Origin of the sequence: Francisella sp. SYW-9 (assembly GCF_008711465.1) — a bacterium.
Lineage (GTDB): Bacteria > Pseudomonadota > Gammaproteobacteria > Francisellales > Francisellaceae > Francisella.
The window spans coordinates 33,405-58,132 of sequence record NZ_VXKQ01000016.1 but is presented as its reverse complement, the minus strand read 5'-3'; the positions used below and the strand labels follow the sequence as shown (position 1 = coordinate 58,132).

The following is a 24,728-nucleotide window of genomic DNA, read 5'->3' as shown; positions in this document are numbered from 1 at the left end:
GATAAAAATAATGTTACAAATTAATAATAGTAATAATCAGTTAGAAATAGTCTACGATAATAAAGTTTTATTAAAGCATAGTGCTGAAAAACCTGCTTTTTTTATTGGTAAAGGTCAAGATTCAATGGAAATGTATCGTGGTAACTTTGACATATCTGACTATGTTACAGAGAGATTGCCTCTAGCAGGAGCTATCTCTAAAAATAGCAACTCATTTGAACTTTTATACAATAATCAACCAGCTTTAATTGTTTCTCTCAATAGCAAAGATGATCAGCTTAAGATATCTTTTGAAGCTATCGATAGCTCATTTAATCGCTTCTGGATAAGAATCAATGCAGATGCTAGTGAAAAAGTATACGGTTGTGGAGAGCAACTTTCATATTTCAATCTCAGAGGAAGAAATTTCCCACTTTGGACTTCTGAACCTGGTGTTGGTCGTGATAAGAGCACTCTTGTTACATGGATGGCTGATGTTAAAGATAAAGCTGGTGGTGATTACTACAATACTAACTACCCTCAGTCAACTTTCGTTTCTACACATAAGTACTTCTGTCACATGGATAGTACTGCATATATGGATTTTAACTTTAAGAATGATCATTTCCATGAATTAGAATGTTGGGAAATACCTCAAAATATAGTATTTAGAACAGCTGATAGTTATATTTCTCTACTAGAAAAACTAACAGAGTTTTTCGGTAGACAACCAGAGCTTCCGGAGTGGGTATATAACGGTCTAATTGTAGGTCTACAAAATGGTACAGAAACAGTATTAGGAAAGACTAATGATGTTATCAACAAGGGTGTAAAAGTAGCTGGTATCTGGGCTCAAGACTGGCAAGGCAAAAGAGTCACAAGTTTTGGCAAACGACTAAACTGGAACTGGCAATGGGATAAAGAAATGTATCCAAACCTAGATAAAGAAATCCCTAAGCTTAAAGAAAGAGGTATTAAATTCTTAGGTTATATTAACCCGTACCTAGTTAAAGGATATCCTTTATATAACGAAGCTTTTGAACTTAACTACTTTGCTAAATCAAAAGATGTTGGAGAATACTTAGTAGACTTTGGTGAATTCTACTGTGGTGTTGTAGATTTAACAAATCCTGAAGCGTTCGAATGGTACAAGAATAGAGTCATCAAAAAAGAGATGATTGATTTCGGTCTAGACGGTTGGATGGCAGATTTTGGTGAGTATCTACCTGTTGACTGTACTTTATATAGTGGCATAGATGCCAAAAAAGCACATAATGATTGGCCAAGACTTTGGGCTAAAGCAAACTATGAAGCGATTAAAGAAGCTGGTAAGCTTGGTGAGATCATGTTCTTCATGCGTGCTGGATTTAATGGTTTCCAACCATATAACACTCTTTTATGGGCTGGCGATCAATGTGTTGATTTTAGTCTACATGACGGTCTTGCTTCTGTTGTTCCAGCAGTATTATCAGCTGGCATGAGTGGCATGGGTCTACATCATAGTGATATCGGTGGTTACACATCTCTACACGGTTTAAAAAGAACAAAAGAGTTGTTTATGCGTTGGAGTGACATGGCAGCATTTACTTGTGTTATGAGAACACATGAAGGTAACAGACCTGATGAGAACTTCCAATTTGAACAAGATGATGAAGCTGTAGCCCATCTAGCAAAAATGGTTAAGACATATACAGCTCTTAAGCCTTACATAAAATCATTGGTAAATGAAAATCACAAAAAAGGAATACCTGTACAACGTCCTTTATTTATTCATTATGAACATGATGAAACTTGCTATGATATACAATATCAATATTTACTAGGTAAAGATTTGTTAGTAGCTCCTGTTCATAAAGAAAGTGTTGCAAACTGGGATGTATATTTACCTCAAGGTGATGACTGGGTACACATTTATTCAGATAAAGAATATAAAGGCGGTCAAAATGTAACTGTAGAAGCAAAAATTGGCTATCCTCCTATATTCTATAAAAAGGGTTCTGTTCATAGTGAGCTTTTTGCATCACTTAAAAATATAGCCTAAACCCCTTTTCTCAAAAACAACTATTTCTCTAAGTAAATTATTAACTTTTCTAGTTAGGCTCACACAACTTATTTAATTACCGATATATCAAAATATCTGAGCACACACAGAGATCTCATAGGGAATGCTAAATTAAGTTACATATATTTATTAACTTATTTCAGTGAGAAAATTAATTTATAGAAAATCTTGAATAACAAAAAGATTACATTAAATACTTTGCAAAACATAACTGATATTAAGTATTATACTTAAACAACATACATTTACACATCTAATCTTAGTTTTAAAGGGGGGTGTATCGCTAAGATCAGATGCATAAGTGCACGAGTACAAAAACAATTCTAACCTATTATAAATGACAATAAAAGAGTTAAAATAAAATTAATGATAAATTTTACTAAACTTAAGTTATTAATTATTTAACAAAAACTCTTCAGCTGTAACAACTTTAGCAACAGTAGATATACTTCTAAGGCTTTTTTCATGTCCTTCTTCAGTAGCAGCATTACAAGCATCTGAGATAACTGTTACACTATAATCTCTGTCATGTAACTCTCTCACTGAAAGCTCAACAACTTGCTCAGTAGATACACCAAAGACTATAACATTCTTAATCTTATTAGCTCTTAAAATAGCTTCACAATCTGTTGCATATACAAAACTGATTCTATGCTTTGTTATAACTATATCATCTTCTTGATAGTCTATATCTTTATGAAAATCTGTAGCCCATGTACCAAGTTGAAGAGCCTTATATTTAGGTGCTTGACTAAATATAGGAGAATCTTTTGGACATTCATGATAATCTTTGCTAAATCCTACTTTAACATGTGCAACTTTAATATCATTTTTACGAGCCCATGTTATAACCTTATTAGCATTTTGCATTGTATTACAGCTCTTAACCCTTTCTGCATTAAATGCCCCAAAAGCTCCCTTTTCATCAACTATCTCGTTAATAAAATCAGCTGCTATAACTATTGTATTCTTCATTTAAAAGTCTCCTTTATTTTTATTATTTAATATTAACTGATAATTACTCTCATATGATAAAGTACAGCAACATAAAGTAAAGCTATTTAAAGTTACATGAATGTAACTTATACATACACTATAAAGCAGCTCAATCAGATAAGCATGATATTTTATATTAGACTATAATACAGCTAAACTTAGATGTATAAATTCACACAGTATTTTTTAATTATTTTAATAGAAATAAGTTACATAGATATAAAATTAATTACTTGATAAGAACTCTTCAGCTGTAACAACTTTAGAAATGTGAGCTAAGCTCTCAAGACTCTTGTTGTGACCTTCTTCAGTACCTGCGTTACAAGCATCTGAAATAACTGTTACATTATAATCTCTATCATGTAACTCTCTTACTGAAGATTCAATAACATGCTCAGTAGATACACCAAAGACTATAACATTCTCAATCTTATTAGCTCTTAAAATAGCTTCACAATCTGTTGCATATACAAAACTAATTCTATGCTTAGTTATTACGATATCATGATCCTGAACATCTACATCTTTATGAAAATCTGTAGCCCATGTACCAAGTTGAAGAACTTTATACTCAGGTGCTTGACCAAAGATAGGTGAGTTTCTTGGACACTCATGATAGTCTTTGCTAAAACCTACTTTAACGTGAGCAACTTTAACATCATTCTTACGAGCCCATGCTATAACTTTATTAGCATTTTCGATTGTATGACAGTTTTTAACTCTCTCTGCGTTAAATGCACCAAACGCACCCTTCTCATCAACTATCTCGTTAATAAAATCAGCTGCTATAACTATTGTATTTTTCATTTTAAAGTCTCCTTTATTTTTATTATTTTTTCTTAATTACTGAGAATATACTTGCACCACAAACAATTAATATTCCCAAAACCTCAACTAGAGTTAAACTCTTATTATATATATATGCATCCATCACAGCCGCTACAACTACTGAGAAATACATACCTGGCGCCACAAAAGATGGATCTAGAGTGTATTTAAATGCTTTAACTCTAAAAAGCTGAGCGCTTACACCAAATATTACAACTCCAATGCCCGCCCAGATTAGAGGAGCACTAGTAAAACCATAATGAATACCAGCAAATGTAATATGAGTAAATGGCAAACCAATAAACATAAGTACACTTATTGCTGTAAATATCCATAGATTCATTGTAAATAAATTCTCTTTTTGACTAGCAGTATGTAATACCACTTGAGATCCAGCATTTAAAACACCAGCAACCAAAGCGCTTAATGCCCATACATCAGCATGTCCGCCTGACTTACTTCTCAGGATCAAATAAATCCCAAAGAAACTAATTATTAATAATATCCAAGTACTAATACTAATCTTAACTTTGTGAAAAACCCATCTAACAATTGGTATAAACAAAGGGCTAGTATTAAACAATAATATTGGTAACAACAATGATGAACTATGTAAACCCAAAAATAAAAAGTACTGAGCAGTAATACTCAAAACAACTCTAATTAAAATAGGCTTCCACTCAAGAGGAAGAATTCTGTCAAAAGATGAGATGCTAACAATCCACCACATTAATACAGCACTTCCAACAAAATACACTAGCATCACCGCATAGATAGAACAACTAGTCATTATAAATTTGGTACTATAACCCACTAAAGAAATAGCAGTAGCTGATAACAGCATTAATAACATAGCAATTGAATCACGCATCAATCTCATTTTTTAGATCCTAACCGTAATAAAACAATAACTAAATGATAGATCAAATTCATATAAAGTAAAACGATTTAAACTTACACTATTGTAACATTTTCTTACAATAACGCTGAAAGCTTTATAGAAGACTACTTTTACTCTTAATAAAATGTTTAGCCCTCAACAAAAAATCTCTTTAGGTATTAAACATAACAACTATAAGCGACATAAATTAAGATTTCAACAGGTCATATTCTCTAATATAAATAAGTAAAATCACTGGTTTAATAAATATCTAAAAGTAAACATAACTTACATCACTACATACACCTATTAGATTAGAGCCTTTGTACTTTTTCTATCTAATAACTTATAAAGTTTTGAACCCCATACACTTCTAACCTACTATATAAAATATTGTATATTTATTCAGAACCATTTATCATTCACATAAAGTAAGTTTAACTTACGGAAAATCATGATTAAGAGAAACGATTTACCTCCTTTAAATTCTTTACCTGTATTTGTGGCAGTAATGAAAACTAAAAGCTATACAAAAGCAGCTGAACAGTTATATATGACCCATTCGGCTGTAAGCCAATCAATAAAAAAGTTAGAAACATATTTTGATAAGAAACTTTTTCTAACACAAAAACGCAGACTTATAATTACAGATCTGGCAAAGCAATACTACTCAAGGATAGATCCTTTAATAACTGAAATATATCAATCGACCAACCTTTTTAAAGAACAACATATAAATAAAATATCAATTAACTGTCTTGCGACATTATGTGCAAATTGGCTAATACCTAGGTTTGATAACATTACTGAAGCATTTAAAGATATAGATATACAATTTATAACTAAAGGTAGAAGAGTTGACTTTGATAATGATGATATAGACCTAAGTATTGAATATGGCTCAAATGAAGAGTTTATTGATAATAATAAGCAAAAGCTAATTGATGGAGAGTTAGTTTTGATATCAAATAACAAACAAGCCGGTAAAACCCTTGAAGAAATCATTTCATCTCAAAAACTTATTTTTGTCGATGATGAGCTAAGATCTAATGACTATTTACAGTGGCTTAAGCATAATGATCTAAATGATATTGATAGCAAAAAAATAGCCTTAAAAAACTCTATACAAGCAATAAATGCATGCTCTTCAGGAGTAGGAGTTTTTGTTACAGAAAAACTTTTAGTCAAAGATCTCATTAGAAATGGACTACTCTACTTACCTGAACAAAGAAGCCTTCCCGCAAATAAGTCTTATTATTTACTATCTAGGGAACCTAATTCTAAAGCTTTTATAAAAATGAATGAACTATTACATTCATTCCTAAACGAGTAGCTTTACTTATAATTTGCAAGAAACTCTTCTCTAAACTCTGCAAATCTTCCCTCTTCTAAAGCTTTACGAATATCTTTCATAAGGTTTTGATAAAAAGTTAGATTATGAATAGTATTTAACCTTGAGCCTAGAATCTCTTTAGTCTTATCAAGATGGTGTAGATAACTTTTACTAAAGTTTTTACAAGTATAACAATCACAGTTAGGGTCTAATGCTGAAATATCTTCTTTATGCTTAGAATTTCTAATTTTAATAACACCTTCAGATGTGAAAATATGGCCATTACGCGCATTTCGTGAAGGCATAACACAGTCAAACATATCTACACCACGATATACTGCTTCAACTAAATCTTTTGGAGTCCCAACCCCCATTAGGTATCTTGGCTTATCTTCTGGCATTTGATGAGCTGTATGATCTAATATTCTAATCATATCTTCTTTTGGCTCTCCTACAGATAATCCACCTATAGCAAAACCATCAAAATCAATCTCCTTTAATGCTCTCAAAGACTCATCTCTTAGATGCTCATACATACCACCCTGGATAATACCGAATAATGCTGATGGATTATCTCCATGGGCATCTTTTGATCTTTTTGCCCAACGCATTGATAACTCCATAGAATCTTTTGCTTCTTTCTCAGTTGCTGGATATGGAGTACATTCATCAAAACACATCACAATATCAGAACCCAAATCTCTTTGAACCTGCATTGATATTTCTGGTGATAAAAATACTTTTGAACCATTTATTGGTGATTTAAAAGTCACGCCCTCTTCAGTAAGCTTACGCATTTTACCTAAACTAAATACCTGAAACCCACCTGAGTCAGTCAAAATAGGTTTATCCCAACCATTAAAACCATGTAAAGAACCATGTTTTTTAATAATGTCTGTACCAGGACGTAACCATAAATGAAACGTATTACCTAAAATAATATCAGCCCCCATCTCTTTTAACTCTACTGGAGATAATGACTTTACCGCCCCATAAGTACCTACTGGCATAAATGCTGGAGTTTGGATATCGCCTCTAGGAAAACTTATTTTTCCTCTTCTTGCTTTACCTTCTTTTTTAATTAAATCGAACTTCATTACAGTCATAAAATCAAACCTTTTGATATAAAAATTGACAAATATGTTTTTTTAAGCTATCAATCCTATAATAAAGCAACAAAAATAGCTAGCCAAGATATTGCCTAGATAGTATTATAATAATTTGTTTAGAAATTTTTTTAAAAAGAAATAAAAGGAATATTCATGATCTCTTTAAATTTTGGTGTTCTAATATTTGCATATTTATTAGGTTCAATAAATAGTGCAATTATAGTTTGTTATATTTTTAGGCTACCATCACCAAGAAGTGTTGGTTCTGGTAACCCTGGTACAACTAATGTACTAAGAATAGGAGGTAAGGTTCCTGCCGTTATTACATTAGCTTTTGATATTTTAAAAGGTTTAATTCCAGTAGTTATTGCAAAAATCCTAACTGGAAATGATTTTATAACAGCTTGTACTGCTTTGTATGCAATTCTTGGTCATGTTTTTCCAATATTCTTTGGTTTTAAAGGGGGAAAAGGTGTTGCAACACTTATAGGCACACTATTTGGCTTTAGTTGGATATTAGGTTTCATATTTGTAATCACATGGTTATGTGTAGCTGTAATAACTCGCTACTCTTCGCTATCAGCATTATTAGCTACTGTTATAGCAAGTTTATCTGTAATATTTACATCAGACTTTCAAACAGCTGCTCCATTTTTAATTATAGCTATTATTATCCTTATTAAGCATAAGGGTAATATCCAAAGGTTAATTAGTGGTCAAGAAAGTAAGATAGGTGATAAGGCTAAAGCAAAATGATACAAATTAAAAATCTAAAAAAAGAATATTATACCAATAATATAAGTAATCTTGTTCTTGATAATATTAATCTTGAAATAAAGCAAGGTGAAATTTTTGGTATAATCGGACATAGTGGTGCTGGAAAAAGTTCATTATTAAGATGCTTAAACTTACTTGAACAACCAACTGATGGCTCTATCTTCATAGCAGATGAAAATATCACTAAGAAAAATCCAAAACAGCTAAGAGAGTTTCGCAAAAAAGTTGCCATGATATTTCAACATTTCAATTTACTCTCTTCACGCAATGTCTATGAAAATATAGCTCTACCTCTTGAAATCCAAGGTGTTCCTAAAGTAGAAATTAAAAAAAGAGTACATAAACTTCTAGAGCTAGTTGAGTTGCCAAACAAAGCTACAGCATATCCCAAAGAGCTCAGTGGTGGTCAAAAACAAAAAGTTGCGATTGCTAGAGCATTAGCACTTGACCCATTAGTATTATTATCTGATGAAGCAACTTCAGCACTAGATCCAACTTCAACAAAACAGATATTAGCTCTACTTAAAAGACTAAATAAAGAGCTTGGTCTAACTATAGTTCTTATCACTCATGAAATGGATGTTGTAAGAAGAATCTGTGACAAAGTTGCTATTATTGACAAAGGTCATATTGCAGAGATGGGTAATACCCTTGATATTTTCTTAGATCCACAGACTGAAGTTACAAAATCTTTTGTTGAGACTAGTATTCATACAAAAGTGCCTGATTTCATAGCTAAAAAGCTTCATGATAACCCATATAGTAATGACCACATATATCCTGTTGTACAACTAACCTTTTATGGTGACAAAGGTAAAATGCCAATAATCGCCGAGATATCTCGCCAATTTAATGCTTCAGCAAGTATTATTCAGGCAAATATTGAGACTATCCAAGAGCAGATAGTTGGTATTGCTATTTGTCATATAACAGGTGAGCGTAAAGATTGGGAAAACGCTCTAAAATTTCTTTCAAATCAAGATGTTAATTTAAAGGTATTAGGCTATGCAACAGCAGACAATATTTAGTTTACATGAGTTTAACCAGATAGCTATATCGACATGGGAAACTATTTTTATGGTTTTCATTGCCACTTTAGTAGCTGTTATAGGTGGTATATTACTGGGTATTTTATTATATATTACTAAAGATAGTAAAAATATTTTAGTTAAAGGATTTAATAAAGGTTTTAGTGCAATAATTAATATAACAAGAAGTATTCCTTATATTATATTACTCATTTTACTATACCCTTTAACTAAGTTAATTGTCGGCACAACTATTGGCACAACTGCTTCAATAGTTCCCCTTGCTATAGCTGCTTTGCCTTTCTATGCGCGCTTAACAGAATCAGCTCTAAGAGAAGTCGATCATGGTCTTATTGAAGCTGCTAAAGCTATGGGCGCAACTAGAAACCAAATCATTTTCAAGGTCTTATTACCAGAGTCTAAAAACTTACTTATAGATGCAGCATCTTTGACTTGTATTTCGCTAATAGGTTTCTCTGCTATGGCTGGTATCGTTGGTGGTGGAGGTCTTGGTGATCTAACTTATTTCAAAGGATATAACTACGGTAATTATACATTATTACTTGGTGGTGTAGTGATGCTAGTTATACTAGTACAACTAACACAGTCTTTTGGTAATTATTTACTTGCAGCAAAGAAACTAACATCTCTTTGGATTATTACAGTTATTTTATTGATAGCTAGTGGAGCACAACTCTATGTAAATGCCTCAACTGCTATAAATCCAAACCAGATAACTATCGGTTATATAACCAGCCCTCCTCAAGATAAAATTATGCAAGAAAGTAAAAAAATTGCTAAAGAGAAATATGGTCTTGATGTTAAGCTAGTTTCATTTGGCGACTATAACCTTCCAAATAGAGCCTTAAATGATAATGAAATTCAAGCAAACGTTTTTCAACATATTCCTTTCTTAGAAAATCAAAATAAGAAATTTGGTTATCATATTGTATCTATTGGAAAAACTTTCCTTTATCCAATGGGTATATATTCAAAAAAATATAAACATCTTGATCAAGTTCCTAATGGCGCTACTATTGCCATACCTAATGATCCAACAAATCAAGGGCGCGCGCTTATGATATTACAAGATGCTGGATTACTTAAGCTTAAAAAAGGAGTTACGTGGAAAGCTACTCCAGATAGTATAGTTAGTAACCCTAAACATCTAAAAATAGTTGCTTTACAAGCAGATCAGATTCCTAATAACTTAGAAGTGGTAGCCTTAGGTGTTATAAATAATGACTATTTATCAAAAGCTGGACTTACTCACAAAGATGCTTTATTTGTAGAGCCTACTGATTCTCCATTTACTAATATTATCGCGGCAAATGCAGATCAAAAGAATAATCCTAAGCTTAAAGAATATGTTAAAGCATTCCAAAGCCCTGCTGTCAAAAAAGTAGGTGAAGAAGTATATCCTGATGGAGCTGCAATCGCTGGCTGGTAAAAATAAAATTATTATTTTATTATCTTATATTTATATGTTTTAATTACTCCTAAGTTAGAAAATAAAAAACCTATTTGTGACAACAAGTATAAATAAACAAATTGGATGTATTTTTTTAATAATTGGTACATCTTTAGGTGGTGGTATTCTTGCTATACCAATGATTCTTTCATATTTTGGCATTCTCATTGGCTGTATAGTAATGTTTCTAATGTGGCTTTTAATGACATACTCGACTCTAGCTGTAGCAGAAGCATGCTTACATTTTGAAAAAGGCATTAGTTATCTAGGACTTGCCCATAAGCTTTTTAAAAAACCTGGTATTATTTTAGTATATATTTGTGCTTTTGGTATACTTTATGGTATGCTCGCAGCTTATATATCGGCTATAGGGGCATCTTTTGAAAGCCTATTAGGTATTAATTATATAATCATAGAAATAGGTTTTGTTATTATCTTTGGAAGCTTTATTCTAAAGGGTACTGGACATGCTGAGTGGCTAAATAGATTATTCTTAACTTTAAAACTTATAATTATTTTATTTACAATTATTCAATTATTTGAATCTGTACAATTAGAGAATCTGGACAAATATGGTTTTAGCAACTTTAAAGAATTAATTATTGCTCTACCAATATTAGCAACAACATTTTCAGCTCATATAATAGTACCAACTGTTGTAAACTATGTAGGCCCTCACGCTAAAGATATTAGAAGAATTATTATAGTAGCTTCACTAATGATTCTATTAATCTATGTCTGCTGGATTGTAGCTATCTTTGGTAATATTGCTATTTATGGCGATAAAAATAGCTTTGCAACTATACTTAGTGGTTCTTTGAGTGATCAAGATAGCGTGACACAGCTTATCTATATTCTTAAGGCAAATATTAAATCTCATGAAATAATAACATTAATATATAGTTTTATATCAATATCTGTAACTACAGCATTTATTACACTTTCTTTAGCTTTAAAAGATTTAATTTTAGATAGATTTAAGATGAATAGCCTTTCAAAAATAAATAAAAACATACTTCTTGGCTTTTTACTTTTTATCTTACCAATTACTCTAAACTATTACTTTAAACAACTGTTTTTAATTGCATTATCTGTTGTAGGACTTTTCTCATTAATTATGCTTGTTTCTTGCCCTTTAAATATGGTTAGAATTTTACGTAACAAAAACTACAAGCTTATATACTCTTTTATGAAAAATAAGACTCTCAATATAGTCGCTTTAATTATTGCTATAGTTATTATAATATTCCAAATTATAAGTTATCTTTTATAAGATATTCTTTTTAGTTAAAGAAAAATATAAAATATCAGTTTAGATAAACATAAAAGTTAAGGTAATAAGGATGCAACACTCTCAAGGATTCCTAAAAAAAGTAAATGAAGCAAAAGCAAAGATACAAGAATGTACTGTTGATGATATTTATGAAATGAATCAAAATAACTCTCTCGATGGTATTTTGATAGACACTCGCGAAGAATCTGAATTTGCTAATGGTTATATACCAAATGCAATCCATATAAGTAAAGGAATTATTGAAAGTGCCATTGAATCAGCAATTCCGAATAAAAATCAAAAAATGTATTTTTATTGTGGTGGTGGTTTTAGATCTGCTTTAGTTGCTGAGACATTAAAAGAAATGGGATACGAAAATGTGGTATCAGTTGATGGTGGCTGGAGAGCATGGAATGTAAAGGGTTATCCAACTAACTCACCAAATAATGCTAGACCTGTAGAGTTTTTAAAACTTGTAAATAATGCGAAATCTCAAATCAAAGAATGTTCAGCTAGTGATTTATTTAACAAAATAGACTCAGATAAGCTTGATGGTATAATTCTTGATGTTAGAGAAGACTCTGAGTTTAATAGATTTCATATTCAAGGAGCAACACACCTAAGCAAAGGACAGATTGAAGTAAAAATTGAAAACCTAGTACCAAACAAAGATCAAAAAATGTACCTATATTGTGGTGGTGGTTTTCGTTCAGCTTTAGCAGCTCTTAGCCTACAACAAATGGGCTATACAGATGTTATTTCCGTTGCAGGTGGCATGCAAGGCTGGTTAAATAATAACTACCCTATTACACAAGGTTAAAACTATGTTTAGAATAGGTCATGGTTATGATGTCCATAAATTCACAGATCAAAAGCAAAATATCATTATTGGTGGTATAGAAATACCCTATCATCTTGGCTTAGAAGCTCATTCTGATGGTGATGTACTTATTCATGCATTATGTGATGCTATACTTGGTGCTTTAGGACTTGGAGATATTGGTAGGCACTTTCCTGATACTGATAGTCAATATAAAAACACCGATAGCAAATTCTTCCTAGCTGGAATAAAAAAAATGCTAGATGAAAAAAGCTACCATATTGGCAATATTGACTGCACTATAGTTGCTCAAGCTCCAAAGATGCTACCTCATATCGAAAATATGAAATCTTGTCTCGCTAATATGTTAGATATAGAAATCAATCAAATAAATATCAAAGCTACTACCACTGAAAAATTAGGCTTTGTTGGTAGAAAAGAAGGTATAGCTACTCATGCAGTTTGTTTGATTTATAAAAATAAATAAAAGGAAGATATTCCTATGAACAAAGCTCTTACAAAAATTATAGTTTCTTTAATACTTGGAATAGGTATATCTTTATCAGGATATTTTGTTGCTTCAAGTATTAGACATTTTCATGACTATAGCAAATTTATTTCGGTTAAGGGATTATCTGAGAAAAATGTTACTGCTAACAACGCCGTTTGGACTATTAATTATAGTGTTAACTCATCTTCGATAAAAAATCTTTATACTGAGCTTCAAAAGTCACAAGATATAATTAAAGATTTTGTAACAAGTAACGGTATATCAACTACTGCAATAACATACGGAGCAATCAACACAAGTAAAAACCAAAATGAGAAAACAAATCACTATCAATTTAATGCTTATGGAACAATAACTATAGTTACAAATAAGATTGATAGTGTTAAAAAATTATCACAAAAGACATTATCTATGATCTCAAAAGGTGTAATAATTACTGATAGTAATGTTGCTTATAACTATACTATTTTAAATACTATAAAGCCTGACATGCTCACAGACGCTATAAAAAATGCTAAAATTGCAGCTGAAAATTTTGCTACTAATTCTAATGTAAAGCTAGGCTCTTTAAAAGATGCAACACAAGGCTTATTTACAATCAAAAATAGAGATAATAGCTATGGAAACTCTGATAGCCAAAAAACTATTCGAGTTGTAGTAAATGCTAAATATCTTATAGATGAATAGTAACAATTACATAAGTAAAAATCTAAGTAATTTTTATTTTGTATCTATACATCACTATTAAGTCTTCTTCTTAATTATCCCAATTTAGAAATAAACTTATCCATTAATATTTTAAATTTTTCAAAATTTGAATCAAGTTCAGAATGACTGTAGAATCTTGCCTTATGTTTAAGAAAATTTTTCTAGATACTCAATAACATCAGGAACTTCTGCTTGGCAACATAAGATAGCCATATCATTATCTTCAAGCTTATCGATTATATATTTAACCCCTTCAAGCTCCCCATGAGAAACATATGTATTAGATATATCAAAGCCTTTGTCATCTAGATCTTTGCGGATTAATAAAGGTAACTCCATTGGTTCAGCGCCACGTAGATACATCTCTGTTTCTTTTAAAACAATAAAATCAACATTATGCTTTAGAATCACATCATTAATACTTGGTATTAAGTATTTCCGATCTCCAGTAGTACCTATCATGAGATAAGTTTTACCACCCTTATCGTATGCTTTCATCATATTCAACAAGGCATCCATACCTGCTTCATTATGAGCATAATCAACTACAGCAACTTTACTATCCCACTCAAAGATATTTGCTCGGCCTCTATTTACTTTAGTATCATTGGTATAACTTTTAAGAGCCTTAGCAACTATATCTAAATCAATACCTAACTTAAATGATAAACAAATAGCAATCATTGCATTTTCTATATTATGCTTAGCAAACCCTCTAACTGTCAAAGGAGCATCTGCTACAGATATAATGGTTGTTTTTGAACCTCCATCAACCCAAACAAAATTACCATTCTCAACAATACAAGCATAGTCAGCTTTTGCTAAATAATATTCCATATCATAATCTTGAGGGTTTTGAGTAACTACTATCTTGGCACAATCAAGAGTATCAAATCTTTCTTTCATATACGAATTATCAAGATTGATAATTGCATGAGAACCTTCACCCATAGTACGAAAAACTATAGATTTAGCCTCAGCAAGCTCTGCAACTGTTTCAATACCATCCTCACCTAGATGATCGGCAGATACATTTGTTACAGCAGCTGCATTTACAAAAGTCTCGATCAAGCCTCTTTTAAGTAGTCCTCCTCTAGCAGATTCTAATAAAGCTACTTCTACTTTCTTATTTGTTAAGACAAATTGATGTCCAGTTGGACCAGAGTAATCACCCTCATCAATTAGCTCATCATTTACCTTAACCCAGTCAGTAGAAGTATAGCCTGTAACTTTACCTGCTATTCTGCAAATATAGTCAGTAAGTCTTACTGTGGTAGTTTTGCCGTTTGTACCTGTAACTATCACAGCTGGTATATCATATATATCTTGCCATCTAATATCATCAATTGAATCTTTAGCTAAATCAAATTCATAACAACCAGTACCAGAACCTATAAAGGCTTTACCTTTATCTCTAAAGGCATTAAAACCTTTTGATTTGGCAAGCTCATATAACTTACGATATGTCAGGTTCTTATCCTCATCAATTACTGGAATAAGCTCTTTTTCAGCCTCTTCAATAGATTTAAACTTACCAGTTTCAAAGCCTTCTCGAGCAGACAGCCAAGCAAAATCTATAACATCGCACGCTGGCATTGTTATATCAACAGGAGCAATAAAAGCAAATCTAACACCATTATTAAAAAACTTATGTGTGATCTTAATTTGCTCCCATCCTAAAGCTGGTAAAATCTTTTCTGCTTCTTGATAGAATAACTTTGTTAGCTCTTCTCTATTCTCAACTAAAGGAACGTCCAAAACAGTTCCCGTTTCTTTAAAAAATAGATTAGGTCCTACAAGCCTACGTGAATAACCTTCAGGAATCATATTATACTTCTCCATTTCAGACCTAAACTAGTCGTTATCCTCTTCCTCATAAACAACTCTTATACCACTCTCATCAGCGATAATACCAGCTTTAATCACTTCTGATATCTCTTCTGATAGACTAGCATCCTGAGCTATTATAGATGCTGAAAACATTTCTTTCTTTTCAGATTTGTCTTCATCTTTATCAGTTTCATCTTGGTTTTTATTAAAGTAAATAATTTGCTTCCAAGTTCTTTTTAGTTTATCTGCAAAGATAACTACTAAATCTCCTTCTTCAGCCATAGCTAAAGCTGCATCTACAGCTTCTTTTTCAGATTCAATAGTCTCAATATTATTTGCAGAAACTCCAGAGTTGATTAAAGACTCTTTAAGAAGTCTTGGTACCTCATCAGGAGCTCTTCCTCTTAAAGTATCATCTCTCTTACAGATGAAATAATCATAATAAGGAGCTGCAGTAGCCGCTATTTCAATAATATCTTCATCTCTTCTATCACCTGGAGAAGCTAAAACACATATTTTCTTACCAGCAAACTCCATATTATCAACCATTTGGCTAACTAGCTTTATTGCAGCAGGATTATGTCCATAATCCATTAATACTTTAAATGAATGCTCCTCAAACCAGTTCATACGTCCTGGCGCTTGGTAAAATGATGTAACAAATGTTCTTAAACCATCTCTGACATCATCTAGACTCATACCCATACTATATGAGATAGCTATAGCAAACATAGCATTTTGAACATTATGAATCGCCTTGCCTTCCATTGTTGCTGGGATCAAGTGAGTCCACAACACAGGAATATGAACATGATTATCAAATATTGTAATCATATCACCATTGACACCCTTTTCAATAATACAAGCTTTACCACCAGCTCTAATATGTTGCTTAACTAAAGCATGCTCTGGGTTCATAGTTACATAGAAAATATGCTTAGCTGTAACCTTTGCTGACATCTTTAATACATTAGGATCATCAGCATTTAAAACTGCGACATCTTTTGCTGCCTGAGGAACAATACTTTTAACCTTAGCCAAATCATCTAAAGTATTTACACCTTTAAGACCTAAATGATCAGATGAGATATTTAAACAAGCACCTACATTACAGTAATCATAGCCCATACCGCTTCTAAGCAAGCCGCCTCTAGCAGTCTCTAAAATAGCCATCTCAACGGAAGGATCTTTTAAAACCATTTGAGCTGATGCTGGACCTGTAGTATCGCCAGATACAGTAAGCTTACCATTTATATAAACACCATCAGTAGTTGTCAGACCAACAACTTTACCAGCATTTTTCCACATATGAGCAACCATACGTGAAGTTGTAGTTTTACCATTTGTTCCAGTAATTGCAGCAATTGGAATTCTTGCATTACCAAACTCTTGGGGAATAAGCATATCAATAACAGCGCCAGCCACATCTCTAGGCTTACCTTCACTAGGAGCTACATGCATTCTAAAGCCAGGAGCTGCATTACATTCACATATAGCACCACCAATATCATGATATGATTGTGATATATCGTCAATAAGAAAATCTACACCTCCAACATCAAGACCTAAAGCTTTAATAGCTCTTTCTGCCATATCTTTATTATCTGGATGTACAATATCTGTTACATCTATAGCTGTACCACCTGTAGATAAATTTGCCGTAGATCTTAAGTAAAAAGTTTGTCCATCTTCTAAAATTGTATTTTCATCATAGCCGGCAGCATTTAACAATGTTTTAGCTTGATAATCAAGTTCAAGCTTTGTTAGAACTTTCTCATGTCCAACACCCCTGCGAGGATCTTCATTAACAATATCTACAAGCTCTGCTATAGTATGTTTACCATCTCCTACAACATGGCCTGGAACTCTTTTAGCAACGGCTATTAACTTACCATCAACGACTAACATTCTATGGTCAAAACCAGTTGCAAACTGTTCAAGTAAAACATATCGAGAAACTTTACTAGCTTCGACAAAAGCTTCTTTTATTTCTTCCATAGTTTTTAGGTTTATAGATATACCTCTACCATGGTTACCATCTAATGGCTTAACAACTAATGGAAAACCTAAAATTTTGGCTGCACGTAAGGCACCCTCTTCTGTCTTAACCATTCTTTGTTTTGGCATAGGAAGACCTAAACCACTTAAAATAGTATTTGTTTGCTCTTTATCGCATGATAAATCAACCGCAATACTAGTTGTCTTACCAGTAATTGTAGCTCTAATTCTTTGCTGGTATTTCCCATATCCAAACTGAACAAGAGAGTGATCATTTAAACGAATATATGGAATATCTCTTTTTTTAGCTGCTTCTACTAAAGAGCCTGTACTTGGACCAAACTCTTTACTTTGAGCAAACTTTATAAATCTAATTTTTTCATATTCAAAGTCAAACTTATCATCGCTATAGCCAACTTCTTTCTTAAGGTGCTCAGGTAGTAAAGAAAGCAATAAATCCCTAGCTAACTCCATAGCTCTTAGACCTACATCTCTTTGCTTATACTCATAAACCATATTATACTGACCTATTTCTCCCGTAGATCGAGTACGACCAAAAGTTACATCACTACCAGCTACACTTTGAAGTTCTAGAATAACATGCTCCCAGACATGTCCCATCCAAGTGCCTTCATCTTCTCTAAGTCTACGAACAAAACCACCGTGCTCTCTATAAGAACATCCATGCTCTTGGATCCCAGGTAAGCTTTCTACAAGACCATTGATAAAATCTTCACCTATCTTAGCTGAAGGCCATTCTTCTAAAACACCAAGATCTATTTCATGTCTTATAACAGGGAAATTTGCATAAATATTAGGGCCAACATACACATTAGTAGCCAGTATTTTCATTCAGGTCTCCTTAGAGTTCAATATTTCACATCAATACTATATAATCCATAATACATAAATTTTTTTTCCAAAAATAGTTAGTTTTTTATAAAACTTTAAATATTAAGGGTAACTTAAATGAAATATGATTTTGGCTTTATTGCCATTGGTGATGAAATAACAGATGGTGATATAACCAACACTAACTCAGGCTTATTTGCCCATCATCTTGTAGCTAGAGATTTTAATGTTGGATTTCACATTAGTTGTAAAGATGACTCGCAAGATATTGTATCTAGCTTAAACTTCTTAAAAAAAGATCATAAAAATATTATGACTATAGGTGGTTTAGGACCAACTGAAGATGACTTAACAACCCAAGCTATAGCTAGTTTTTTTAATAAAGATCTTATACTACATCAAGAGACTTGGCAAAAACTTGAAAAAAGAATGCTTAAAAAATATGGCAAAATCACTTTAGGAACAGAAAAACAAGCAACTTTCCCAGAATCAGCAGAGATACTTTTGAATGAAAATGGTACAGCAAATGGTTTTAAACTAAAGTTTGATGATGATAGATATATCTATGTATTTCCTGGGCCTCCTAAAGAATGTATACCAATGCTTGAAAACCTAAATTTAGATAACACTAAACATAATAAAAAGATTATTCGTAAAATATGGAATGTTCATAATATCGGTGAAAGCTTTTTAGCTGATAAGTTACAAATAATAAAAGAGGAGTATTCTTTCGTAACTTTTAAATATAGAATCACCGACTCTTTTGTAGAATTAAAATATTTCTATCCACAAGGGTGTCCCTATAGCAACAGTATTATGAGCAAGGTAGAAGAAATATTAAAAGATTATATTTAAACTAAATTTAACTGTTGTTTTTTATCTATAAACATTGCATCTACTCCCCAAGATAAAAGATTTTTAACTTGCTCATCTGTATGTACAGAATACACAAAGATCTTTCCAAACTTTTTCTTAATATAAGCTACTCTATCTTTATTTAAACACTCATAGTTTATTATCAATGCAATATAGTTATTCTTAACAAACAACTCATAAAGCTCTGTGTTTAAATACTCAAAATCCCTTTCCCAATTAGAGGTTTCAAAAAGCCTACCTTTTTTATAAACGTGATCCTGCTCTAAGGTACTCATAACGACGTTGGAAAAGCTAGAAATTAATATTTTAGCTTTTTGTTGAGGGTATTCTTTTAAAAGATCTAGGGTTTTAAGAACTAGCTTAATTTTATATTTATTACACGAGCTTGTAACTTTAAATTCTAAATTAGTAAAAATATCATTTTGACTAGCCCAGTCAAGATATTCTCTAAGAGTAAGAATTTTAGATTTTTTCCCTGTTTTAGGATGAACAAGATCTAATCCTTTTAGCTCTACAATTGTCATTTCTGTAACATTTTTTGTACAATTTGAAAGCCTTTCTGGAGTTTTATCATGAAATAAAAATAGTTCACCATCCGCACTTAGTTGAACATCTGTTTCAAACCACTTAAAGCCATAGCTTTTAGCATCTTTAAAAGATTCCATTGTATTTTCAATAAAATCTATATTATTCCCACGATGGGAAATAAACTTATCAACTTTCATAAATTTTCACATAACTTAAATAGCAATGGCGATTATACATCAAAGATAATAATTTCATAAAAGATTTTTTCTCCAAAACATTTGTTTTTTTAAAAAATGTTTATCATGCTATACTTTTAGTAATTGATAGTATTTTGATTTTGTAGTTAATGGTTGACAATCCTCATATTGATAAGAAATTAGCATCGTTACTGTTACATCGCAAACTTATAACAAGGCAACAGCTTAATGAAATTAGTTTAGATGTCTCTTTAGCTAAAGAAGGATTTCTAAACTATATTATCGAGAATGATTTTGTTAGTAGCAGAGATTTTATGATTCAGTCTGCAACGTTGTTACGCCTACAATATATTGATCTAACAGCTATTAGCATAAAGTTTATTCCTCAAAAGTTTTTTGATGTTGAGTTTTGTAGAAAAAGTATTTGTTTGCCACTATATACTAAAAAAGATACTGTCTATATTGCTATAGCTAATCCTATAGAAGGTCAACAAATACTTAAAAAACTTCGTAATAAATATGATCGTCCTTTTGTAGCTATTGTAGCAGAGCTTAATCTCATCAAAGAAAAAATTGAAGAATATGAGCAATTCTTAAAAGATGAAGGTCAAAAAGAAGATGACTCTAAACTCAATGCTCAAATGGAAGATGCCAACCTTGATATTGACTTTGTTGAAGAGGGTGAAAGAGAAGGTGATTCAATAATTGGTAGTGGAGAGGATGAGGAAGCTCCTATTATTAGATTTATCAATAATACAATTGTTGATGCTATTCAAAAAGGAGCCTCAGATATACACTTTGAACCATATGAAAAAAACTTTAGAATACGTTATAGAATAGATGGTATTCTAATTGAAACATTTAACACTACTAAAAACCTTGGACCTAAAGTAGTTTCTAGACTTAAGATTATGTCTAGTTTAGATATTGCAGAAAAGAGAATTCCTCAAGATGGTAAATTTAAAATATCACTATCACGTGAAAAAGCAATTGATTTCCGTGTTAGTACCTGTCCTATTAGTTTTGGTGAAAAAGTTGTACTACGTATTATTGACGCTAGCTCAACACAGATACCAATTGAACAACTAGGTTTCTCTGAGCATCAAAAACAGACATATTTAAAATATATCCAACAACCACAAGGCATGGTACTTGTAACAGGACCAACAGGTTCTGGTAAAACAGTAACATTATATACTGGAATTAATATCTTAAACAAACCTGAAAAAAACATATCTACCGCAGAGGATCCCGTTGAGCTTGTTGTAAAAGGTATTAACCAGGTTAATGTCAATAACAAACAAGGTTTAACTTTCGCAGCAGCCTTAAAAGCATTCCTACGTCAGGATCCAGATATCATAATGGTTGGTGAGATTAGGGATATTGAAACTGGATCAATTGCAATTAAAGCTTCACAAACAGGTCACTTAGTTATGTCAACACTACATACAAACAGTGCTCCAGAAACCCTAAACAGGCTAGTTGATATGGGTTTACCAAGATACAACATTGCAACATCTGTTACATTAATTATCGCTCAACGTCTTACTCGTAAACTATGTCCAAAATGTAAATTAAAAGATACTGAAACAGAATTTTCTTTACTTGTCGAAGATAGCGGCTTAAACGAAGATATTATTAAAAAATGCTTCGAAACATCATTTGAAAAAGTAAAAAATGCAACTATATACAAACCTAACCCAAAAGGTTGTCCTAGATGTTTTAAAGGCTATAAAGGAAGACTTGGCTTATATGAAGTAATGCCAGTTTCTAAAGAAATTTCAAAAATGATTCTAGAAGATAAAAATACAATGGAGATTGCTCAACAAGCTCAAAAGGAATGCATTGCTACAGTCAGACAGTCTGCTCTTGTCAGAGTTGCTGAAGGTCTAACATCAATGGAAGAGGCTTATCGTGTAAGTTAGAGGAAATATTATTATGCTATTTGGAAAAAAAAATAAAGAAACAATCACTATAATATCCTGGAAGTATAAAGCTAAACTTAAAAATGGTAAAGCTACTAAAGGAGAAATAGATGCTGATACAAAAGAAAAAGCTGAAATACAGCTTAGGCAAAAAGGTTACTCTAATATAAAAGTAAAAAAAATGCCTAAAGATCTTTTACCTAAAAAGATTTCTTATCAAGATATTACAGATATGACCAGACAGCTTGCGACTATGACAAAAGCAGGTATACCAATAATTAAGTCATTTGAAGTTTTTATAATGGGAGTTAAAAAACACACTAAACTAAAAGTTTTAGCATTACAGTTAAAGCAAGCTATCGAAGGTGGTGAGTCTCTTTCAAAAGCTCTATCACATTTTCCAAAAATTTTTGATAAGTTATATATAGGCCTAGTAACAGCAGGTGAGGAGTCAGGAAACTTAGATCTAATGCTTAATAAGATTGCTGAACAAAGAGAGGCTTTACAAAGTATAAAGAAAAAAGTAAAAAAAGCCCTTTCTTACCCTATTATAGTTTGTATAATTGCTGCTGGCGTAACAGGTATCTTGTTAACTTTTGCTGTACCTGCTTTCTCAGCAATGTTTATCAACTCTGGCAAGCCTCTTCCAGCAATTACTCAACTTACCGTAAATGCATCTAATTTCATGCAAGAGTCTTGGTGGAAAATTATTTTATTTATATTTATTGTAGTAACAGTATTTAAGTCTTTAAAATTTAAATATCCTAAAATACAAATTGCTCAAGATCATTTTATGCTTAAAATACCAATCATAGGTGAGGTAATCTATAAATCTGCATTAGCTAGATTTGCTAGTACATTAGAGATTACTGTACAATCTGGTATGAGCTTAACAAGAGCTCTAGACATGGTAGCTCTAGCAACAGGTAATGCAAAATACGATCAAGCTGCTATTGATATTAAAAAAAGTATTAGTGAAGGTGCTTCATTTAAAGAAGCAATCGTAGAAACTGGAAATTTCCCATTTCTAGTAGAACAAATGGTAGCCGTTGGTGAAGAATCTGGTGCATTAGAAACAATGCTTGGAAACTTAAATAGAGTATATCAAGAAGAAGTTGATACTCTTGTAGGAAGCTTAAGCTCAATGTTAGAACCAATAATTATGATTGTTCTTGGTGGTGTAGTAGGCTTCTTAGTTGTAAGTATGTATATGCCTATGTTCCAAATGGGTGACGCTATCTAGATTTTCAACTTACTTTTTATCTAAATCAACCCTAGAACTTTTTATAATGAAATATACTCTTAAAGAAAACTATATAAATTACTTGAGAAGTTTTTTAGAACTTTGCATTACCAGGAGTACGAGGAAAAGGAATAAGTTCACGAATATTTGGTACACCAGTTATATATCCTAAAAGCCTCTCAAAACCTAAACCAAAACCACTATGAGGGATAGTACCATAACGACGTAAATCACGATACCAACCTAAGGTACTAGCATCGATATTCATTTCTTCGATACGTTTATCTAAAACTTCTAAGCGCTCTTCACGCTGGCTTCCACCAATAATCTCACCAATACCTGGAACAAGAACATCCATAGCAGCAACTGTCTTTCCATCATCATTTAAACGCATATAAAAAGCTTTAATATCTTTTGGATAGTTGATAATCACAACAGGAGCATTAAAATGTTTTTCACATAAGAATCTTTCATGTTCAGATTGCAAATCAACACCCCACTCTACTGGATACTCAAATTTTTGACCAGATTGCTTTAAGATTTCTATAGCGTCTGTATACTCAACTCTAACGAATCCTTTCTCTGTAACATTTTTTAACTTGTCTAATAATCCTTTTTGTACAAATTGATTAAAGAAGTTTAAATCATCTTTACAATTACTCATTACTTTTTGAATAACTGATTTGAGCATTTCTTCAGCTAAATTAGCATCATCATTAAGATCTGCAAAAGCTATTTCAGGCTCAATCATCCAAAACTCTGCTAAATGTCTACTAGTATTTGAGTTTTCAGCTCTAAATGTAGGACCAAAAGTATAAACTTTTGATAAAGAGCAACAATAACTCTCAACGTTTAACTGCCCTGACACTGTTAAGAATGTTTCTCTACCAAAGAAATCTTCCTTAAAGTCTACTTTACCCTGTTCATCTAAAGGAGGATTTAGGCTATCAAGAGTTGATACTCTAAAAAGTTCACCAGCCCCTTCACAGTCATTAGAAGTTAAAATAGGTGTATTTACCCAAAGAAAACCTTTATCACATAAGAAATTATGAATAGCATTAGCTAATTGATTTCTAACTCTAGCTACTGCACCTATAATATTTGTTCTTGTTCGAAGATGAGCTACTTCACGTAAATGCTCCATTGTATGACGTTTTGGAGACACTGGATATGTTTCTGGACTATCTACCCAGCCATAAACCTCTACTTTTTGAGCTTGAATCTCAACACTTTGTCCCTTACCTTGTGATGCAATTAACTCACCTGTAATTGCAACTGAACAATCTTTTGTTAATTTTAAAACCTCTTCAGAGTAATTATCAACTGAATTTGGCACAATTGCTTGGATAGGATCAAAACAAGAACCATCATGAACAGCTACAAAAGAAAATCCAGCCTTTGAATCTCTACGACTACGAACCCAACCTTTTACAGTTACAATTTGTCCAATCAAATTAGGCGAATTAAATAACTCTTTATTAGAATAGTATTGTGACATTTAATT

Annotated in this window: 20 protein-coding genes; 12 read left to right on the top strand and 8 right to left on the bottom strand. The window is 32.0% G+C overall.

What is annotated here, in order from left to right:
- Positions 1-10 precede the first annotated feature (10 nt).
- Positions 11-2,020 (top strand): alpha-glucosidase, encoded by a 2,010-nt coding sequence (locus tag F3D62_RS07995; protein WP_150467729.1) that lies wholly within the window; start codon positions 11-13, stop codon positions 2,018-2,020.
- Between the two features lie 414 nt (positions 2,021-2,434).
- On the opposite strand, the gene F3D62_RS07990 is transcribed toward F3D62_RS07995, so the two are convergent.
- From F3D62_RS07990 to F3D62_RS07980, 3 genes are all read right to left on the bottom strand, one after another.
- Positions 2,435-3,016, bottom strand: a complete 582-nt coding sequence (locus F3D62_RS07990) for a cysteine hydrolase family protein (RefSeq protein ID WP_150467728.1) — start codon at positions 3,014-3,016, stop codon at positions 2,435-2,437.
- Positions 3,017-3,262: 246 nt separating this feature from the next.
- Positions 3,263-3,844 carry a cysteine hydrolase family protein gene (locus F3D62_RS07985; protein WP_150467727.1) on the bottom strand — a complete coding sequence of 194 codons (582 nt, stop codon included), beginning with the start codon at positions 3,842-3,844 and terminating at the stop codon, positions 3,263-3,265.
- A gap of 22 nt (positions 3,845-3,866) precedes the next feature.
- Positions 3,867-4,745, bottom strand: coding sequence for a DMT family transporter (locus F3D62_RS07980; RefSeq protein ID WP_150467726.1), 879 nt, complete (start codon positions 4,743-4,745; stop codon positions 3,867-3,869).
- Between the two features lie 454 nt (positions 4,746-5,199).
- On the opposite strand from F3D62_RS07980, the gene F3D62_RS07975 reads away from it, so the two are divergent.
- Positions 5,200-6,078, top strand: coding sequence for a LysR family transcriptional regulator (locus F3D62_RS07975; RefSeq protein ID WP_150467725.1), 879 nt, complete (start codon positions 5,200-5,202; stop codon positions 6,076-6,078).
- 2 nt (positions 6,079-6,080) lie between these two features.
- Here the strand turns inward: F3D62_RS07975 and tgt are convergent, their stop codons facing one another.
- Positions 6,081-7,184, bottom strand: a complete 1,104-nt coding sequence (tgt, locus tag F3D62_RS07970) for a tRNA guanosine(34) transglycosylase Tgt (RefSeq protein WP_150467724.1) — start codon at positions 7,182-7,184, stop codon at positions 6,081-6,083.
- 156 nt (positions 7,185-7,340) lie between these two features.
- Here tgt and plsY point away from each other — a divergent pair, with 156 nt between their 5' ends.
- From plsY to F3D62_RS07935, 7 genes are all read left to right on the top strand, one after another.
- On the top strand, positions 7,341-7,943 hold the full coding sequence (gene plsY / locus F3D62_RS07965; RefSeq protein WP_150467723.1) for a glycerol-3-phosphate 1-O-acyltransferase PlsY: 603 nt from the start codon (positions 7,341-7,343) through the stop codon (positions 7,941-7,943).
- Positions 7,940-8,992: a methionine ABC transporter ATP-binding protein gene (locus F3D62_RS07960; protein ID WP_150467722.1), complete on the top strand. Its 1,053-nt coding sequence runs from the start codon at positions 7,940-7,942 to the stop codon at positions 8,990-8,992. Before plsY ends, F3D62_RS07960 begins: the two co-directional genes overlap by 4 nt.
- Entirely contained in the window at positions 8,970-10,442 is a 1,473-nt protein-coding gene (locus F3D62_RS07955; protein ID WP_150467721.1) for a MetQ/NlpA family ABC transporter substrate-binding protein, read from the top strand. Before F3D62_RS07960 ends, F3D62_RS07955 begins: the two co-directional genes overlap by 23 nt.
- 76 nt (positions 10,443-10,518) lie before the next feature.
- Positions 10,519-11,736, top strand: a complete 1,218-nt coding sequence (locus F3D62_RS07950; protein ID WP_150467720.1) for an aromatic amino acid transport family protein — start codon at positions 10,519-10,521, stop codon at positions 11,734-11,736.
- A gap of 70 nt (positions 11,737-11,806) precedes the next feature.
- The gene (locus F3D62_RS07945) at positions 11,807-12,556 is read left to right on the top strand and encodes a rhodanese-like domain-containing protein (RefSeq protein ID WP_150467719.1); all 750 of its coding nucleotides are present in this window, start codon (positions 11,807-11,809) and stop codon (positions 12,554-12,556) included.
- A gap of 4 nt (positions 12,557-12,560) precedes the next feature.
- Positions 12,561-13,043, top strand: a complete 483-nt coding sequence (gene ispF / locus F3D62_RS07940; protein WP_150467718.1) for a 2-C-methyl-D-erythritol 2,4-cyclodiphosphate synthase — start codon at positions 12,561-12,563, stop codon at positions 13,041-13,043.
- A 15-nt stretch (positions 13,044-13,058) separates the two neighbouring features.
- Positions 13,059-13,754 (top strand): SIMPL domain-containing protein, encoded by a 696-nt coding sequence (locus F3D62_RS07935; protein WP_150467717.1) that lies wholly within the window; start codon positions 13,059-13,061, stop codon positions 13,752-13,754.
- A gap of 168 nt (positions 13,755-13,922) precedes the next feature.
- Here F3D62_RS07935 and F3D62_RS07930 read toward each other — a convergent pair whose 3' ends face one another.
- Both F3D62_RS07930 and cphA read right to left on the bottom strand, forming a co-directional pair.
- Complete coding sequence (locus F3D62_RS07930; RefSeq protein ID WP_150467755.1) at positions 13,923-15,602, bottom strand: Mur ligase family protein; 1,680 nt, start codon at positions 15,600-15,602, stop codon at positions 13,923-13,925.
- A 27-nt stretch (positions 15,603-15,629) separates the two neighbouring features.
- A complete protein-coding gene (cphA, locus tag F3D62_RS07925; protein ID WP_150467716.1) occupies positions 15,630-18,455 on the bottom strand; it encodes a cyanophycin synthetase in 2,826 nt (941 codons plus the stop codon).
- A 117-nt stretch (positions 18,456-18,572) separates the two neighbouring features.
- Between cphA and F3D62_RS07920 the strand changes: the two genes are divergently transcribed.
- Positions 18,573-19,310, top strand: a complete 738-nt coding sequence (locus F3D62_RS07920; RefSeq protein WP_150467715.1) for a competence/damage-inducible protein A — start codon at positions 18,573-18,575, stop codon at positions 19,308-19,310.
- Here the strand turns inward: F3D62_RS07920 and F3D62_RS07915 are convergent.
- Entirely contained in the window at positions 19,307-20,056 is a 750-nt protein-coding gene (locus F3D62_RS07915; protein WP_150467714.1) for a glycerophosphodiester phosphodiesterase family protein, read from the bottom strand. The two genes, F3D62_RS07920 and F3D62_RS07915, sit on opposite strands and share 4 nt — an antisense overlap.
- Positions 20,057-20,205: 149 nt before the next feature.
- Between F3D62_RS07915 and pilB the strand changes: the two genes are divergently transcribed.
- Both pilB and F3D62_RS07905 read left to right on the top strand, forming a co-directional pair.
- The gene (pilB, locus tag F3D62_RS07910) at positions 20,206-21,981 is read left to right on the top strand and encodes a type IV-A pilus assembly ATPase PilB (RefSeq protein ID WP_150467713.1); all 1,776 of its coding nucleotides are present in this window, start codon (positions 20,206-20,208) and stop codon (positions 21,979-21,981) included.
- A gap of 13 nt (positions 21,982-21,994) precedes the next feature.
- The gene (locus tag F3D62_RS07905) at positions 21,995-23,224 is read left to right on the top strand and encodes a type II secretion system F family protein (protein ID WP_150467712.1); all 1,230 of its coding nucleotides are present in this window, start codon (positions 21,995-21,997) and stop codon (positions 23,222-23,224) included.
- Positions 23,225-23,318: 94 nt separating this feature from the next.
- On the opposite strand, the gene asnS is transcribed toward F3D62_RS07905, so the two are convergent.
- Positions 23,319-24,722 (bottom strand): asparagine--tRNA ligase, encoded by a 1,404-nt coding sequence (gene asnS / locus F3D62_RS07900; protein ID WP_150467711.1) that lies wholly within the window; start codon positions 24,720-24,722, stop codon positions 23,319-23,321.
- Positions 24,723-24,728: the final 6 nt, after the last annotated feature.

Bases quoted from the DNA above. Each gene is read 5' to 3' on its own strand.
- F3D62_RS07955 (WP_150467721.1), top strand. From the start codon at position 8,970: ATGCAACAGCAGACAATATTTAGTTTACATGAGTTTAACCAGATAGCT.
- F3D62_RS07935 (WP_150467717.1), top strand. From the start codon at position 13,059: ATGAACAAAGCTCTTACAAAAATTATAGTTTCTTTAATACTTGGAATA.
- asnS (WP_150467711.1), bottom strand. From the start codon at position 24,722: ATGTCACAATACTATTCTAATAAAGAGTTATTTAATTCGCCTAATTTG.
- F3D62_RS07980 (WP_150467726.1), bottom strand. From the start codon at position 4,745: ATGAGATTGATGCGTGATTCAATTGCTATGTTATTAATGCTGTTATCA.
- F3D62_RS07915 (WP_150467714.1), bottom strand. From the start codon at position 20,056: ATGAAAGTTGATAAGTTTATTTCCCATCGTGGGAATAATATAGATTTT.
- F3D62_RS07905 (WP_150467712.1), top strand. From the start codon at position 21,995: ATGCTATTTGGAAAAAAAAATAAAGAAACAATCACTATAATATCCTGG.
- F3D62_RS07990 (WP_150467728.1), bottom strand. From the start codon at position 3,016: ATGAAGAATACAATAGTTATAGCAGCTGATTTTATTAACGAGATAGTT.
- tgt (WP_150467724.1), bottom strand. From the start codon at position 7,184: ATGACTGTAATGAAGTTCGATTTAATTAAAAAAGAAGGTAAAGCAAGA.
- cphA (WP_150467716.1), bottom strand. From the start codon at position 18,455: ATGAAAATACTGGCTACTAATGTGTATGTTGGCCCTAATATTTATGCA.
- F3D62_RS07945 (WP_150467719.1), top strand. From the start codon at position 11,807: ATGCAACACTCTCAAGGATTCCTAAAAAAAGTAAATGAAGCAAAAGCA.
- pilB (WP_150467713.1), top strand. From the start codon at position 20,206: ATGGTTGACAATCCTCATATTGATAAGAAATTAGCATCGTTACTGTTA.
- F3D62_RS07975 (WP_150467725.1), top strand. From the start codon at position 5,200: ATGATTAAGAGAAACGATTTACCTCCTTTAAATTCTTTACCTGTATTT.
- ispF (WP_150467718.1), top strand. From the start codon at position 12,561: ATGTTTAGAATAGGTCATGGTTATGATGTCCATAAATTCACAGATCAA.
- F3D62_RS07960 (WP_150467722.1), top strand. From the start codon at position 7,940: ATGATACAAATTAAAAATCTAAAAAAAGAATATTATACCAATAATATA.
- plsY (WP_150467723.1), top strand. From the start codon at position 7,341: ATGATCTCTTTAAATTTTGGTGTTCTAATATTTGCATATTTATTAGGT.
- F3D62_RS07920 (WP_150467715.1), top strand. From the start codon at position 18,573: ATGAAATATGATTTTGGCTTTATTGCCATTGGTGATGAAATAACAGAT.
- F3D62_RS07985 (WP_150467727.1), bottom strand. From the start codon at position 3,844: ATGAAAAATACAATAGTTATAGCAGCTGATTTTATTAACGAGATAGTT.
- F3D62_RS07930 (WP_150467755.1), bottom strand. From the start codon at position 15,602: ATGATTCCTGAAGGTTATTCACGTAGGCTTGTAGGACCTAATCTATTT.
- F3D62_RS07995 (WP_150467729.1), top strand. From the start codon at position 11: ATGTTACAAATTAATAATAGTAATAATCAGTTAGAAATAGTCTACGAT.